Here is a 15,197-nt window from a genome sequence, read left to right on the forward strand (position 1 = left end):
ACAGGCCGCGTGCGACGATCACCGACCTGGGTGGGAACTGTCCGTGGATCGGTGATCACGCGCGGCGCTCGTGGCGAGGCCGCGCGGCGCGCTCGGTCGTCAGTTGGCCTTCTGCTGCTCGATCGGCTCGGCGACCTCGGCCTTGGTCTCGGCGGACTCCTCCTCGGCGGTCTCGCTGGACGGCGCGGTCTCGGCGGACGGCGCGGTGTCGGAGGAGTCGGTGTTGACCTTCTCGCGGATGGCGGCCCGGACCCAGGTGGTGGTCATGCCGGGCGCGATCTCCAGGTCCACGGAGTCGTCCGAGGTGCTCACGATCGTGCCGAACACACCGGAGGTCGTCATGACCCGGTCGCCGGCGACCAACGAGTTCTGCAGCTTCTGCTGCTCCTGCATGGTCCGCTTCTGCTTGCGGGCCTGCAGGAACAGCGGCACCGCGAACAAGACGATGATGAGCGGGAAGATCAGGGATTGCAGTTGCATCGTGCTCCGTTCGGCGGACGCTCAGGGCCCAGCCCTCGAAGTACTGCGCCCGAATTGTTCGGATGTACAGCCACCAGTGTGCCAGGTCCACTCCGATGCCCGGCGTGTGTCCGGCACCACCAGCGTGCGGCGAGCCTACTAGGGGCCCGTCATTCCTCGAACAGCGTCGGCTGCGGTTCGCCCGGCGCGTGGTCGGGAGGCGTGAGGCCGACGTGCCGCCAGGCGGCCACCGTGGCGACGCGCCCGCGCGGCGTGCGGGCGAGCATCCCGGCCCTGACCAGGTACGGCTCGCAGACCTCCTCCACCGTGCTGGGTTCCTCGCCGACGGCCACGGCCAGCGTGGAGATCCCCACCGGGCCGCCGTGGAAGGAGCGCACCAGCGCGCCCAGGACCGCGCGGTCGAGCCGGTCCAGGCCGATCTCGTCGACGTCGTAGACCTCCAGCGCGGCCCGCGCCACCGCGCGGTCGACCGCACCGTCCGAGCGCACGTCCGCGTAGTCGCGGACGCGGCGCAGCAGGCGGTTGGCGATGCGCGGTGTGCCGCGCGAGCGCCGGGCGATCTCCACCGCGCCGTCGTCGCGCAGGTCGACGCCCAGGATCCCCGCCGAACGCCGCAGCACCAGCTCCAGCTCCTCCGGGGCGTAGAACTCCATGTGCGCGGTGAAGCCGAAGCGGTCGCGCAGCGGCCCGGTCAGCGCGCCGGACCGGGTGGTGGCGCCGACCAGGGTGAACGGCGCGATCTCCAGCGGGATGCTGGTCGCGCCCGGCCCCTTGCCGACCACCACGTCGACGCGGAAGTCCTCCATCGCCAGGTAGAGCATCTCCTCGGCCGGGCGGGCGATGCGGTGGATCTCGTCGATGAACAGCACGTCGCCCTCGGTGAGGTTGGACAGCATCGCCGCCAGGTCACCGGGGCGTTCCAGGGCGGGCCCGGAGGTGACCCGGATCGCCGCGCCCAACTCGGCGGCGATGATCATCGCCAGGCTGGTCTTGCCGAGGCCGGGCGGACCGGAGAACAGCACGTGGTCGGGCTGGTCGCCGCGCTTGAGCGCGCCGTGCAGCACCAGCTCCAGCTGTTCGCGGACGCGGGGCTGGCCGACGAACTCGGCCAGCTTGCGCGGTCGCAGCGTGGTCTCGACATCCTGATCGGCCGGTTGGCGGTGCGGGGTCAGCGCGACGCCGTCGCCACCCCAGCTCGCGTCCTGCTCGTCCATCACGGGGTCCTCACTTCGGTCCCAGCGCGGCCAGCGCCTGGCGCAGCACCGCCGAGGTGTCCAGCTCGCCGTCGGCGGAGGCCAGCACCGCCTCGACGCTCTGCTCGGCCTGCTTGGCGGAGAAGCCCAGGCTCACCAGCGCTTCGCTGACCTCGGTGCGGACCCGCCGGTGGTCGACGCCGGACTCCTGACCCCCGGCGGCGGTGCCCGCGACGACGCCGACCTTGTCGCGCAGTTCCAGGACCAGCCGTTCGGCGCTCTTGCGGCCGATGCCGGGCACCTGGGTGAGCACGGTGAGGTTGCCGTCGGCCAGGGCGTGGCAGAGCTGGTCGGGTTGCAGCACCGCGAGCACCGCGAGCGCCAGCCGGGGGCCGACGCCCGAGGCGGTCTGCAGCAGGCCGAACAGGTCGCGGGACTCGGCGTCGGCGAAGCCGTACAGGGTCATCGAGTCCTCGCGGACCACCAGCGACGTCCACAGCCGGGCCTCTTCGCCGCGGCGCAGCCCGGCCAGCGTCGCGGGGGTGGCGTGCACGGCGTAGCCCACGCCGCCGACCTCGATCACGGCGTGGTCGAGTCCGATGGACAGCACCGGACCGCGCACCGAAGCGATCATCGCGGGAATCCTCCTGTTCTGGGCGCGGACCGCTGGGCGGCCTGCTGCGCGGCCTTCAGCTTGGCGCGGTGGTTGCGGGCGAGTTCGGCGGAGCGCGCCTGCGCCGCGGCCATCCGGTCGGCCATCGGGGCGCGCCACAGGTGGCACACCGCGAGCGCCAGGGCGTCGGCCGCGTCGGCGGGCTTGGGCGGGGCGGCGAGCCCGAGGATCTTGGTGATCATGGTGGTGACCTGGCGCTTGTCCGCCCGGCCGGACCCGCTGATGGCCGCCTTGACCTCGCTGGGGGTGTGGAAGGCCACCGGCAGGCCGCGGCGCGCGGCGGCCAGCGCCACGACCCCGGAGACCTGGGCGGTGCCCATCACGGTGCGGACGTTGTGCTGGCTGAACACCCGCTCGACGGCCACCACCTCAGGGCGGTGCTCGTCGAGCCAGCGCTCGACCTCGTCGGCGACGTCCCGCAGCCGCTCGGGCAGCTCGGCCTCCGGCGGGGTGCGGGCGACGCCCACCGCGACGCAGCCGACCTCGCGGCCCCGACCGCCGTCGACCACGCCGAGTCCGCACCGGGTCAGCCCCGGATCGACCCCGAGCACGCGCACGTCGCCACCTGCCCCATTCCGCCGTGAACATTCGTTCGAACCCTATCGGACCCGATCGGACCGACCGGGCACCGACACGCACACCAGTCCACCGCGCGGGTGAACGGTCAGGGGCCGTCGGTACCGGGCGTCCAGCTCTCCGGTCGTCCGCTGGCGGTGAGCACCGGCTGGTACTCGGCGAAACCGCGCGGCGCGTCGTCCTGCCACGGGAACCTGTTGTCCCCCGGGCTGGAGGCGATCAGCTGCACCGCGGGGAAGTCGTCGCCGTCGTAGACCAGCACCGCGCTGCCGAGGAACTCCGGGTAGTGCTGCCGGGCGATCTTCTCGAAGGTGACCGGGCAACCGGCCAGGAAGCCCTCGTAGAGCTGCCCGGGCCGGAACCGCTCCCCGGCGGCCACCCGCTGCACGTAGGTCATGATCGCCGCGTTCGCCACGTCCTCGGGCAGGCCGATCGCGACGACCTCCGGTTTGCCGAACCGCCGCCAGGCGCCGACCGAGAAGGCGTACGGGGCGCCGCGCTCGTCGCCCGCCACCTGCACCACCGCGGCGCCGTCCCGCTCCGCGGTGTTGACCAGCCACTTGCGCAGACTCTCATCCGTGTCGACCACGGCGGCCATTCTCCCCGCGCCCCGGGCCGCTCCGGCGGGCACCCGGGCACGCCACCGACGGCGACCGGACGGGGACCGCGGGTGGTCCCCCGGACGCAAAAGCCCCTCCCCGCACGAGGCCGCGGGGAGGGGCGGGGCAGGTCCGAGTCAGCCGACCTCGGCCATGACGTCGTCGCTCACGTCGAAGTTGGCGTAGACGTTCTGCACGTCGTCGCAGTCCTCAAGGGCGTCGATCAGCTTGAACACCTTGCGGGCCGCGTCGGCGTCGAGCGGGACGTTGACCGAGGCCAGGAAGTTCGTCTCGGCCGAGTCGTACTCGATGCCCGCGGCCTGCAGGGCCTTGCGGACGTCCACCAGGTCCGCCGGGTCGGTCAGGATCTCGTAGCTGTCGCCGAGGTCGTTGACCTCCTCGGCACCCGCGTCCAGCACGGCGCCGAGCACGTCCTCCTCGCTCAGGCCGTTCTTCGGCAGCAGCACGACACCCCTGCGGGTGAACAGGTAGGCCACCGAGCCGGCGTCGGCCATCGAGCCGCCGTTGCGGGTCATCGCGGTGCGCACCTCGCCGGCGGCCCGGTTGCGGTTGTCTGTCAGGCACTCCACCAGGACCGCGACGCCGTTGGGCGCGTAGCCCTCGTACATGATCGTCTGGTACTCGGCGCCACCGGCTTCCTCGCCCGCGCCCCGCTTGCGGGCGCGCTCGATGTTGTCCTGCGGGACCGAGCTCTTGCGCGCCTTCTGGATGGCGTCGTACAGGGTCGGGTTGCCCTCCGGGTCTCCCCCGCCGGTCCGCGCGGCAACCTCAACGTTCTTGATCAGCTTCGCGAAGAGCTTGCCGCGCTTGGCGTCGAGGGCGGCCTTCTTGTGCTTGGTGGTGGCCCACTTGGAGTGGCCGCTCATCTCTCCTCCGTCTTCCTACGACCGCGCCGCGGTCTGCCGTCAGTGCGCGCGGACGATCTGCACGAAATAGCGGTGCACGCGTTCGTCACCGCGCACCAGCTCCGGGTGGAACGAGGTGGCGAACACCGGTCCCTGCTGAACCGCGACGATCCTACCGGCGGCGCCGTCCTGCGCCGTGTCGTCCGGTACGGCGGCCAGCACCCGCACGTCCGAACCCACCTTCTCCACCCAGGGCGCGCGGATGAACACCGCGTGGACCGGGCCGCCGTCGACGCCGGTGAAATCCAGGTCGGTCTCGAAGGAGTCGACCTGGCGGCCGAAGGCGTTGCGCCGCACCACCACGTCGAGCGCGCCGAACGGGCGCACCGCGGGCGCGCCGGACGCGGGTCGGTCCTCGTCGGCGACCGCGCCGGACAGCATGATCATGCCCGCGCAGGAGCCGTAGGCGGGCATGCCGTCGACCAGCCGCTGGCGCAACGGCTCGTACAGGTCGAACACGTCGAGCAGCCGGGTCATCGTGGTGGACTCGCCCCCGGGCAGCACGAGGCCGTGCACCGCGGCGAGTTCCTCCGGTCGGCGGACCGGCCGGGCGTCGGCCCCGCTGCGCTCCAGCGCGGCGAGGTGTTCGGCCACGCCGCCCTGCAGGGCGAGGACTCCGATCACGGGTCGAGCAGTCGTCACGTCTCCGATTGTCCTGCACCGGCGCGCGGGCGCGAAGCCCGGGACCGCACCGCCCACCAACCGACCGCCAGCGCCAGCAGCACGACCGGCACGGCGTAGAACGAGGCGCGCACCGCCGTCTCGTCGGAGAACGCGGCCAGCACCACGATCAACACCAGGAACGCCAGCACCACCCGGTTCGTCCAGGGCGAACCGGGCATCCGGTAGGACGGCCGCACCAGCTCGCCGTGCAGCGCTCGGCGGCGCAGCCGGGCCTGGGCCACCAGCAGCGCGGCCCAGGTGGCGATGATGCCGAGGGAGGCGATCGAGGTGGCGATGTCGAAGGCGTCCTTGGGGACGACGTAGTTGAGCACCACGCCGACGAGGAACACCGCGCCGGTGAACAGGACCGCGCCGTAGGGGGCGCGCCGGGAGTTCATCCGCTCGGTGAACGCGGGCGCCTCGCCGCGCCGGGCCAGCGAGCGCAGGATCCGTCCGGTCGAGTACAGCCCGGAGTTGCAGCTGGACAGCGCCGCGGTCAGGACCACGAAGTTCATCACGTCCCCGGCCCACGGGATGCCGATGCTGGAGAACACCGTGACGAACGGGCTCTGCTCGCCGCTGTAGGCGGTCCACGGCAGCACCATCGCCAGCAGCACGACGGCGCCGAGGTAGAACACGGCGATGCGCCACACCACGCCGTTGATGGCCCGGGGCATGACCTTGCCGGGATCCCGCGTCTCCCCCGCTGCGATGCCGACCATCTCGATGGAGGCGTAGGCGAACATCACGCCCTGCATGCTCATCAGGACCACGGGCAGCCCGGTGGGCATGAAGCCGCCGTGGTCGACGAGGTTGTGCGGCCCCGCCGTGGTGCCGGCGACGCCCGCGCCGGTGAGCACCAGCCAGACTCCGACGACGAGGAAGCAGACGATCGCCAGCACCTTGATGACGGAGAACCAGAACTCCAGCTCGCCGAACAGCTTCACCGACAGCAGGTTCACCACGAGCAGTGCGACCAGGCAGATCAGCGCGGTGAGCCACTGCGGGAAGTGCGGGAACCACTTGCCGACGTAGATCCCGGCGGCGGTGATCTCGGCGATGCCCGAGCCCGCCCAGTTCAGGAAGTACAGCCACCCGGCGGCGAAGCCCGCCCACGGGCCGATGAACTCGCGCGCGTACTCCACGAAGCTGCCCGCGACCGGGCGGTGCACGACGAGTTCGCCGAGGGCGCGCATCACGAAGAACGCGGCGACGCCGCACAGCAGGTAGGACACCACGAGGGCGGGCCCGGCCTGGGCCATCCGGCCGCCGACTCCGAGGAACAGGCCGACGCCGATCGCGCCGCCCATCGCGATCATCTGCACCTGGCGGTTGCCCAGGCCCTTGGCGTAGCCCTCGTCGACGGCCCGGTCGCGGGTGGGCGAGTCGGGTGTCGTGACCATCTGGATGGCCTCCCCTGGTGGGAACCGGGATCACCGGTTCTGTGCCGGCGATGGCGCGATGTCGTGCACGCGGTCACGCGCACCTTAAACGGCTACTCCGAACGGGCTACATCCGGGTTAACGACCGCTCACCCCGCGAGCCGCAGCAGCGCGGTGACCGCCGCCGCGGCGACGACCACGACGACGAACGGGGCCCGCCGCCAGGCGAGCACCCCGCCGACCGCGACCCCGGCGAGCCGGGCCCAGCCGGCGAACCCGCCGTCCTCGTAGAGCGCCTCGGTCGACACGAACGCACCGAGCAGCACGATCGCGGCGACGGACATCAACTGCTCCCAGCGCGGCGAGATCCGGACCCGGCCGCGCAGCAGCGGACCGGCCAGGCGCATCGCGTACGTCCCGGCGGCCAGCGCGAGCATCACGCCGACGGTCATCGCGCCCCCTCCTCGCGGTCCTTCGGCAGCGGCAGGGCGGCGGCCAGGCCGACCAGACCCGCCACCACCGGCAGCCCGGCGGGCAGCAGCGGCGTGGTGGCGACCGCGACGAGCGCGCCGAGCGCGACGGCGCGCAGCGTCCGGAACTCGCGCAGCGACGGCATGATCAGCGCGAGCAGCGCGGCGGGCATCGCGGCGTCGAGGCCGAAGGCGGCGGGATCGCCGAGCCCCTCTCCGAGCAGGCCGCCGAGGAACACCGACGGGACCCAGGCGCAGTACAGCGCGACGCCGGTCAGCCAGAACGCGCGCCTGCGCTCGGCGACGTCGTCCTGCGCCAGCGCGAACGCGACCGACTCGTCGACCATGAGGTGGGCGCCGACCAGCAACGAACTCCAGCGGCGCGCAGCGCCTCGGTGGGGGGTGGTGGCCGGGCGACGGGGGCCGGCCTGGCCGAGCAGACCGCCGATCGCCAGGCCGAACGGGAAGTGCCGCGCGTTGAGCATCAGGCCGCTGAGCACCGCCATGACCGGCGCCGCTCCGGAGGTCACCAGCCCGATGACCATGAACTCCGAGCCACCGGCGAACACCACGGCGCTGGTGAGCGCGGCGAGCCAGAGCGGGACGCCCTTGCTGACGGCGATGGCTCCGAGCGAGGCCCCGACGATGGCCATCGCCACCGACATCGACAGCACGTCGCGCACCAGCGCATCTCGCCAGAATCCGACTCGCGTTCGCTCGACCGTACTCACGTTCGTTATCGTGAACAGAACAGGTCGTGTTCGTCAAACCGAATACGAAGACCGACGGAGCGAACAGCCATGAGTGAGACCGAGAACACCCCGGCCCCACCGCCGCTGGAGATCATCGCGGTGTCCCTGCGCCGCGAACGCGAGCGCGCCGGACTGACCCTGACCGAGCTGGCCAAGCGCGCCGGGATCGCCAAGTCCACGCTCTCCCAGCTGGAGTCCGGGACCGGCAACCCCAGCGTCGAGACGCTGTGGGCGCTGGGCGTGGCGCTCGGGGTGCCGTTCAGCAGGCTCGTCGACCCGCCCACCCCGCAGGTGCGGGTGATCCGGTCCGGGCAGGTGCCGATGGTGCGGTCCGAGCAGTCGCCCTACGCCGCCGCGCTGCTGTCGTCGTGCCCCTCGGGCGCCCGCCGCGACCTCTACGTCCTCGAACTCGAACCCGGCGGCAGGCGGCAGGCCGACGCCCACATCCCGGGCACCGTGGAGCACGTCGTGGTCACCGCCGGACGGCTGTCCGCCGGCCCGGCCGACAGCCCCGTGGACCTCTCCGTCGGCGACTACGTCTCCTTCTCCGGCGACGTCCCGCACTGCTACGAGGCCCTGGAACCCGGCACCACGGCGGTGCTGGTCATGGAACACGTGTGAGGGGCGCCCCGACCTCGGGACGCCCCTCGCACCGCGGATCGCCTACCGCACCTCACCAACCGCGCTGGGCGTAGCGGTCGCGCTCGTCCAGGTCGTCGACGTTGATGCCGACCATGGCCTCGCCGAGGCCGCGGGAGACCTTGGCGATCACGTCCGGGTCGTCGTGGAAGGTGGTGGCCTTGACGATCGCCTCCGCCCGCTTGGCCGGGTCACCGGACTTGAAGATGCCCGAGCCCACGAACACGCCCTCGGCGCCGAGCTGGCGCATCATCGCCGCGTCCGCCGGGGTGGCGATGCCGCCCGCGGTGAACAGCACCACCGGCAGCTTGCCGGTCCGGGCGATCTCCTGGACCAGCTGGACCGGGGCGCGCAGCTCCTTGGCCGCCGCGTAGAGCTCGTCGGAGTCCAGCACGCCCAGGCGGCGGATGTCGGCGCGGATCCGGCGCATGTGCCGGGTCGCCTCGACGACGTTGCCGGTGCCCGCCTCGCCCTTCGAGCGGATCATGGCCGCGCCCTCGGCGATCCGCCGCAGCGCCTCGCCGAGGTTGGTCGCACCGCAGACGAAGGGCACCGTGAAGGCCCACTTGTCGATGTGGTTGTCCTCGTCGGCGGGGGTGAGCACCTCCGACTCGTCGATGTAGTCCACGCCGAGCGACTGGAGCACCTGGGCCTCGGCGAAGTGGCCGATCCGGGCCTTGGCCATCACCGGGATGGACACCGCGTTGATGATGCCTTCGATCATGTCCGGGTCGGACATGCGGGCCACGCCGCCCTGCGCGCGGATGTCGGCGGGCACGCGCTCCAGCGCCATGACGGCCACCGCGCCCGCGTCCTCGGCGATCTTGGCCTGCTCGGGCGTGACCACGTCCATGATCACACCGCCCTTGAGCATCTCGGCCATGCCGCGCTTGACGCCATCGGTGCCGGTGCGGGCGGTGGAGTCCTTCACGTCGACGGTAGTCACCTGCGACCTTCCTCTAGTCGGAGTCGTTCCACCGTTCAGCCTAGGGCCGAACTGGACCATCGACACGGTCCACTGAACCGCTTTTCCGGTAGTCCACTCGCGGACCCCGACATGCGCCCTTGCACGACCCCGACACCAGGTGTGTGATCGGTGACACACAGCAGCGGGGGACTAGTCGCGCAGGGAGCACTCATGGGCAGCAAACAGACCGGCGCGGTGGGAGGGCAGGCCGTACCGGCTCCCTCGAATCCGGCCGAGATCCGCAACGTCGTCCTCGTCGGCCCCTCGGCGTCCGGCAAGACGACCCTGGTCGAGGCACTGCTGGCGGCCACCTCGACGATTCCCAGGGCCGGCGCGGTCACCGAGGGGACGACGGTGTGCGACCACGAACCGGCCGCCGTCGAGCAGCAGCGGTCCATCGGACTGGCCGTGGCCCCGGTGCGGCACGGCGACGTCAAGATCAACCTGATCGACACGCCCGGCTACGCCGATTTCGTCGGCGAACTGCGCGCCGGGCTGCGCGCGGCGGACGCGGCCCTGTTCGTGATCGCCGCCGCGGAGGGCGTCGACGCCGCCACCCGGGCCATCTGGCACGAGTGCGCCGCGGTCGGCATGCCGCGCGGCGTGGTGATCGCCCGCCTGGACCAGCCGCGCGCCGACCACGACTTCGCCCTGGAATCCTGCCGGGACGCCTTCGGAGACGGGGTGCTGCCCCTGTACCTGCCCAAGCGCGACGCGAACGGCGAGGTCGACGGCCTGGTCGGGCTCATCACCGGCAGCGTGCACGACTCCTCGGGCACCAGCCCGGCCGACGAGGCGCTGCGGGAACGCATCGGTGGTCCGCGCGGCGAGCTGATCGAGGCGATCATCGCCGAGAGCGAGGACGAGTCGCTGATGGACCGCTACCTGGCCGGGGAGGAGATCGACGAGAGCACGCTGATCGCCGACCTGGAGACCGCGGTGGCCCGCGGTGGGCTGCACCCGGTGGTGCCGGTGTGCGCGGCGCGCGGCGTCGGCATCCGCGAGGTGCTGGACGGCATCGCGCGCGGTTTCCCGTCCCCGCTGGAACACGCGCTGCCGGAGGTGACCGACCCGCAGGGCCGCAACCCCCGTCGGCTCTCCCCCGACCCGGAGGGTCCGCTCGCGGCCGAGGTGGTGCACACCTCGGTCGATTCCTACGTGGGCCGGGTTTCGCTGGCCCGGGTCTTCTCCGGGACGCTGCGCCCGGAAGGGCCGGTGCACGTGTCCGGGCACGGCATGGCCGATCGCGGGCACCCCGACCACGACGAGGACGAGCGCGTCGCCCACCTGTACTCGCCGCTGGGCGCGACGCTGCGCGAGATGCCGCACTGCGTCGCCGGGGACCTGTGCGCGCTGACCAAGATCGGTTCGGCGGAGACCGGCGACACGCTGTCCGACCCGTCGGATCCGCTGCTGCTGCAACCCTGGCCGATGCCGGAACCGCTGCTGCCGGTCGCGGTCACCGCGCACACCCGCAGCGACGAGGACGCGTTGGCGCGCAACCTCAACCGGCTCATCGCCGCCGACCCCAGCCTGCGGCTGGAACGCGACAGCGAGACGCACCAGCTCGTGCTGTGGTGCATGGGCGAGGCGCACGCCGACGTCGTCCTGCAGCGGCTGCGGGAGGGCGGCGCCGAGGTGGACACCGAGCCGGTGCGGGTGGCGCTGCGGCAGACCTTCGCCCAGCCCGCCAAGGGCCACGGCCGGCACATCAAGCAGTCCGGTGGGCACGGCCAGTACGCGGTGTGCGACATCGAGGTCGAGCCGCTGCCCCGGGGATCGGGGATCGAGTTCACCGAGCGCGTGGTCGGCGGCGCGGTGCCGCGGCAGTTCATCCCGAGCGTGGAGAAGGGCGTGCGCGCCCAGCTGGAGAGGGGCGTGCACGAGGGAATCCCGCTGGTCGACCTGCGGGTGACGCTGGTGGACGGCAAGGCGCACAGCGTCGACTCCTCCGACGCGGCCTTCCAGGCCGCCGGAGCGCTGGCGCTCAAGGCAGCGGCCGAGCAGGCCGGGCTGGTGACGCTGGAGCCGGTCGACGCGGTCGCGGTGCACATCCCGGACGAGCACCTCGGTGCGGTGCTCGGCGACCTGTCCAGCCGGCGCGGCAAGGTCGTGGGCACCGAACCCGAGGACGGCGGCTGGACCGTGGTGCGCGCGCACGTGCCCGCCAGCGAGCTGGTGCGCTACGCGATCAACGTGCGCTCGCTGAGCTCCGGCAGCGCGAGCTTCACCCGCCACTTCGAGAGCTACGAACCGATGCCGGAGGCACTGGTCCACCAGAAGTGACGGCCGGGGCGCCCCCAGAGCCCGTCTTCGGACTCGTGAACTCGTTTTGCGAGGCGGTGCCGGTGGCGAGACCACTCACCGAAAAAGAAAGCGGCTCACGCCGCTTGCCACGCGGGTTCCGGGAGCAGGTTCGAAGACAGGCACTCACCGCTGGGTGTGCACGGCGTGCAGCCGCTGGGCGATGGTGATCAGGCAGAGCACCACCAGCACCCAGACGGCGACGTCGAGCACCCAGGGCACGCCGAGCCCGTGCAGTCCGGTGCCGACCAGGATGATCAGGAAGCGCTCGGCGCGTTCGGCGATGCCGCCGTCGGCGCGCAGCCCGTTGGCCTCGGCGCGGGCCTTGACGTAGGAGATCACCTGGGCGCACACCAGGCAGATCAGCAGTCCCAGGCCGCGGAGCCGGTCGACGTCGACGACCAGCGACCACCACACCAGCGCGCCGAACAGCGCGCCGTCCACCAGCCGGTCGCACGAGGCGTCGAGCACGCCGCCGAACGGCGACGCCCGGCCGCCCGCCCGCGCCATCGCGCCGTCCAGGACGTCGAACAGCAGGAACACCGCGACGACCACGGTGCCGACGAACAGCTGCCCGTGCGGGAAGAACCACAGCGCCGCGGCACCGCTGCCGATCGTGCCGGTCACCGTCACCGCGTTCGGCGACAGGCCGAGTCTCACCAGCCCCGCCCCCACGGGGTCGGTGAGCCGTGAGACTGAAGCCCGCGCAAAGATGTTGAGCATCGCCGGAAGTGTTCGTCCGTCCCTGCACCGAATGTCGTTTGCCGTTGCAGACTAACCGTCCTGATCAGGAACTTCCCGACCGCGTTCGCGCACCCCGGCCACGTCTCACGCACCGTGACCGACCTGCCCCGCGGCGGGGTCAGCTGACGGTGTGCCAGGCGTCGGCGAGGAGTCGGCGGGTTTCGCCGAGGAGCTGGGGCAAGACCTTGGTGTGGCCGATGACGGGCATGAAGTTGGAGTCGCCGCCCCACCGCGGCACCACGTGCTGGTGCAGGTGGTCGGCGATGCCCGCGCCCGCCACCGGCCCCTGGTTGAGGCCGATGTTGAAGCCGTGCGGCGCCGAGACGTGCCGGATCACGCGCATCGCGTGCTGGGTCTGCTCGGCGACCGCGACGGTCTCCTCCGGGGTGAGCTCGGTGTAGTCGGCGACGTGCCGGTAGGGCAGCACCATGAGGTGACCCGGGTTGTACGGGTACAGGTTGAGGATCGCGAACACCAGCTCCTCGCGGGCGACGATGAGCGTCTCGCTGTCCGGCAGGCCGGAGTCGAGCAGCCGGCAGAACGGACAGCCGTCGCTGTCCGATCCGACCGGCTTGTTCTCGCCCTGGATGTAGGCCATCCGGTGCGGGGTCCACAACCGTTGCAGCGCGTCGGGCACGCCGACGCCGTGCTGCTCGGTCACCTCCACCCCTTCTGGGCCCCGGACTCCGCTCACGCCAGCTCCGCCTGGAAGTTCTCGGCGTTCGGCGAGGTGTTCTCCCGGCGCTCGACCCACCGGGCCAGCGCCGCGACGGCCGCGTCCACCGGCACGCCGTTGATCTGGGTGCCGTCCCGGAAGCGGAAGGACACCGCGTCGCCCTCCACGTCGCGGTTGCCCGCGAGCAGCAGGAACGGCACCTTCTGCGTGGTGTGGGTGCGGATCTTCTTCTGCATCCGGTCGTCGCCGGTGTCGACGTCGACGCGAAGCCCCTTGGCGCGCAACGCCTTCGCCACCCGCTCCAGGTGCTCGGCGTGCTCGTCGGCGATCGGGATGCCGACCGCCTGCACCGGCGCCAGCCACGCGGGGAAGGCCCCCGCGTAGTGCTCGGTCAGCACGCCGAAGAACCGCTCGATCGAGCCGAACAGCGCGCGGTGGATCTTGATCGGCCGCTGCTTGCTGCCGTCCGGGGCGGTGTACTCCAGGTTGAACCGCTCCGGCAGGTGGTAGTCGACCTGGATGGTCGACATCTGCCAGCTGCGCCCCAGCGCGTCCTTGGCCTGCACCGAGATCTTCGGGCCGTAGAACGCCGCGCCGCCCGGGTCGGGCACCAGCTCCAGGCCGGACGCCTCAGCGGCCTCCCGCAGCGCCTCGGTGGCCACCTCCCAGCTCTCGTCGTCGCCGACGTACTTCTCCTCGTTGCGGGTGGACAGTTCGAGGTAGAAGTCCTCCAGGCCGTAGTCGCGCAGCAGGTCCAGCACGAAGCCCAGCAGCGACTTCAGCTCGTCCTGGAGCTGGTCCGGGGTGCAGTAGATGTGCGCGTCGTCCTGCGTCATGCCGCGCACCCGGGTCAGCCCGTGCACCACGCCGGACTTCTCGTACCGGTACACCGACCCGAACTCGAACAGCCGCAGCGGCAGTTCCCGGTAGGACCGGCCGCGGGAGCGGAAGATCAGGTTGTGGAACGGGCAGTTCATCGGCTTGAGGTAGTAGTCCTGCCCGGGTTTGCGGACGTTGCCCTCGGCGTCGCGCTCCTCGTCGAGGTGCATCGCCGGGAACATGCCGTCGGCGTACCAGTCGAGGTGACCGGACGTCTTGAACAGCGCGTCCTTGGTGATGTGCGGGGTGTTGACGAACTCGTAGCCCGCTTCCTCGTGGCGGCGCCGGGAGTAGTCCTCCAGCTCGCGGCGGATGATGCCGCCCTTGGGGTGGAACACCGGCAGGCCGGAGCCGATCTCCTCCGGGAAGGAGAACAGGTCCAGCTCGGCGCCGATCCGGCGGTGGTCGCGGCGCTCCGCCTCGGCCAGCCACTCCAGGTGCTCGTCCAGCTTCTCCTTGGACTCCCAGGCGGTGCCGTAGATCCGCTGCAACTGCTGGTTGTTCTGGTCGCCGCGCCAGTAGGCGGCGGCCACCCGCATCAGCTTGAACGCGGGGATGAAGCGGGTGTGCGGCACGTGCGGCCCCCGGCACAGGTCGCCCCAGACGACCTCGCCGTGCCGGTCGATGTTGTCGTAGACGGTCAGCTCCGAAGCATCACCCTGACCGACCTCCATGACCTCGCTCGTGTCAACCTCATCAGAAGACTTGAGGTCGACCAGTTCGAGCTTGTAGGGCTCGTCGGCCAGCTCCTGCCTGGCGTCCTCGACCGAGTCCAGCCGGCGGCGGGAGAACTTCTGCCCGGACTTGACGATCTGCTTCATGCGCTTCTCCAGCGCCTGCAGGTCCTCCGGGGTGAACGGGCGGTCCACGTCGAAGTCGTAGTAGAAGCCGTCCTTGACCGGCGGGCCGATGCCCAGCTTGGCGTCGTCGAACAGGTCCTGCACCGCCTGCGCGAGCACGTGCGCGGCGGAGTGCCGGATGACGCTGCGGCCCGCCTCGGTGTCGGACGCGACCGCCTCGACCTCGGTGTCGGACTCCGGGGCCCACGCCAGGTCGCGCAGGTTCCCCTCCGCGTCGCGGACGACCACGATCGCCTCCGGCCCCTTGGACGGCAGCCCGGCCTCGGCGACGGCCTCGCCCGCGGTAGTGCCCGCCGGAACCTTCACCCGGGGAGCTTGCTGGGCTTGGGAAGGCAGAACGGACACAGTCACTCCTAGGCTGGCGCCGGTCGGCGACCGGCGCGGCGGACACGCTTCGCAACCCGATGCTATCGA

General features: G+C 71.7%; 16 protein-coding genes. 2 read left to right on the top strand and 14 right to left on the bottom strand.

Annotation, left to right across the window (positions count from 1 at the left end):
• Window positions 1-99 precede the first annotated feature (99 nt).
• The 10 genes from yajC to NV263_RS22715 all read right to left on the bottom strand — a co-directional run bounded on the left by yajC (window position 100) and on the right by NV263_RS22715 (window position 7,693).
• Window positions 100-480, bottom strand: a complete 381-nt coding sequence (gene yajC / locus NV263_RS22670) for a preprotein translocase subunit YajC (RefSeq protein ID WP_263248633.1) — start codon at window positions 478-480, stop codon at window positions 100-102.
• Between the two features lie 149 nt (window positions 481-629).
• The gene (gene ruvB / locus NV263_RS22675) at window positions 630-1,694 is read right to left on the bottom strand and encodes a Holliday junction branch migration DNA helicase RuvB (protein ID WP_263248634.1); all 1,065 of its coding nucleotides are present in this window, start codon (window positions 1,692-1,694) and stop codon (window positions 630-632) included.
• A gap of 10 nt (window positions 1,695-1,704) precedes the next feature.
• Window positions 1,705-2,307, bottom strand: a complete 603-nt coding sequence (gene ruvA, locus NV263_RS22680; RefSeq protein ID WP_263248635.1) for a Holliday junction branch migration protein RuvA — start codon at window positions 2,305-2,307, stop codon at window positions 1,705-1,707.
• A complete protein-coding gene (ruvC, locus tag NV263_RS22685) occupies window positions 2,304-2,903 on the bottom strand; it encodes a crossover junction endodeoxyribonuclease RuvC (RefSeq protein WP_263248636.1) in 600 nt (199 codons plus the stop codon). Before ruvC ends, ruvA begins: the two co-directional genes overlap by 4 nt.
• 107 nt (window positions 2,904-3,010) lie before the next feature.
• Window positions 3,011-3,520, bottom strand: coding sequence for a DUF4262 domain-containing protein (locus NV263_RS22690; protein WP_263248637.1), 510 nt, complete (start codon window positions 3,518-3,520; stop codon window positions 3,011-3,013).
• A 138-nt stretch (window positions 3,521-3,658) separates the two neighbouring features.
• Window positions 3,659-4,408, bottom strand: a complete 750-nt coding sequence (locus NV263_RS22695; RefSeq protein WP_263248638.1) for a YebC/PmpR family DNA-binding transcriptional regulator — start codon at window positions 4,406-4,408, stop codon at window positions 3,659-3,661.
• A gap of 39 nt (window positions 4,409-4,447) precedes the next feature.
• Window positions 4,448-5,098, bottom strand: a complete 651-nt coding sequence (pdxT, locus tag NV263_RS22700; RefSeq protein ID WP_263254313.1) for a pyridoxal 5'-phosphate synthase glutaminase subunit PdxT — start codon at window positions 5,096-5,098, stop codon at window positions 4,448-4,450.
• A complete protein-coding gene (locus NV263_RS22705) occupies window positions 5,086-6,513 on the bottom strand; it encodes an amino acid permease (protein ID WP_263248639.1) in 1,428 nt (475 codons plus the stop codon). Before NV263_RS22705 ends, pdxT begins: the two co-directional genes overlap by 13 nt.
• Before the next feature lie 128 nt (window positions 6,514-6,641).
• The gene (locus NV263_RS22710) at window positions 6,642-6,944 is read right to left on the bottom strand and encodes an AzlD domain-containing protein (protein WP_263248640.1); all 303 of its coding nucleotides are present in this window, start codon (window positions 6,942-6,944) and stop codon (window positions 6,642-6,644) included.
• Window positions 6,941-7,693: an AzlC family ABC transporter permease gene (locus NV263_RS22715; protein WP_263248641.1), complete on the bottom strand. Its 753-nt coding sequence runs from the start codon at window positions 7,691-7,693 to the stop codon at window positions 6,941-6,943. Before NV263_RS22715 ends, NV263_RS22710 begins: the two co-directional genes overlap by 4 nt.
• A 69-nt stretch (window positions 7,694-7,762) precedes the next feature.
• On the opposite strand from NV263_RS22715, the gene NV263_RS22720 reads away from it, so the two are divergent.
• Window positions 7,763-8,335, top strand: a complete 573-nt coding sequence (locus tag NV263_RS22720) for a helix-turn-helix domain-containing protein (RefSeq protein ID WP_263248642.1) — start codon at window positions 7,763-7,765, stop codon at window positions 8,333-8,335.
• 52 nt (window positions 8,336-8,387) lie between these two features.
• Here the strand turns inward: NV263_RS22720 and pdxS are convergent, their stop codons facing one another.
• Window positions 8,388-9,299 (bottom strand): pyridoxal 5'-phosphate synthase lyase subunit PdxS, encoded by a 912-nt coding sequence (gene pdxS, locus NV263_RS22725; RefSeq protein WP_317630361.1) that lies wholly within the window; start codon window positions 9,297-9,299, stop codon window positions 8,388-8,390.
• 192 nt (window positions 9,300-9,491) lie between these two features.
• Here pdxS and NV263_RS22730 point away from each other — a divergent pair, with 192 nt between their 5' ends.
• Window positions 9,492-11,606: an elongation factor G-like protein EF-G2 gene (locus NV263_RS22730; protein ID WP_263248643.1), complete on the top strand. Its 2,115-nt coding sequence runs from the start codon at window positions 9,492-9,494 to the stop codon at window positions 11,604-11,606.
• Window positions 11,607-11,750: 144 nt separating this feature from the next.
• Here NV263_RS22730 and pgsA read toward each other — a convergent pair whose 3' ends face one another.
• The 3 genes from pgsA to thrS all read right to left on the bottom strand — a co-directional run bounded on the left by pgsA (window position 11,751) and on the right by thrS (window position 15,089).
• Entirely contained in the window at window positions 11,751-12,347 is a 597-nt protein-coding gene (gene pgsA, locus NV263_RS22735; RefSeq protein ID WP_263248644.1) for a phosphatidylinositol phosphate synthase, read from the bottom strand.
• Between the two features lie 139 nt (window positions 12,348-12,486).
• Complete coding sequence (locus NV263_RS22740; RefSeq protein WP_317630362.1) at window positions 12,487-13,062, bottom strand: HIT family protein; 576 nt, start codon at window positions 13,060-13,062, stop codon at window positions 12,487-12,489.
• Complete coding sequence (gene thrS / locus NV263_RS22745) at window positions 13,059-15,089, bottom strand: threonine--tRNA ligase (RefSeq protein ID WP_263254317.1); 2,031 nt, start codon at window positions 15,087-15,089, stop codon at window positions 13,059-13,061. Before thrS ends, NV263_RS22740 begins: the two co-directional genes overlap by 4 nt.
• Window positions 15,090-15,197: the final 108 nt, after the last annotated feature.

Origin of the sequence: Saccharopolyspora rosea (genome assembly GCF_025643595.1) — a bacterium.
GTDB lineage: Bacteria > Actinomycetota > Actinomycetes > Mycobacteriales > Pseudonocardiaceae > Saccharopolyspora > Saccharopolyspora rosea.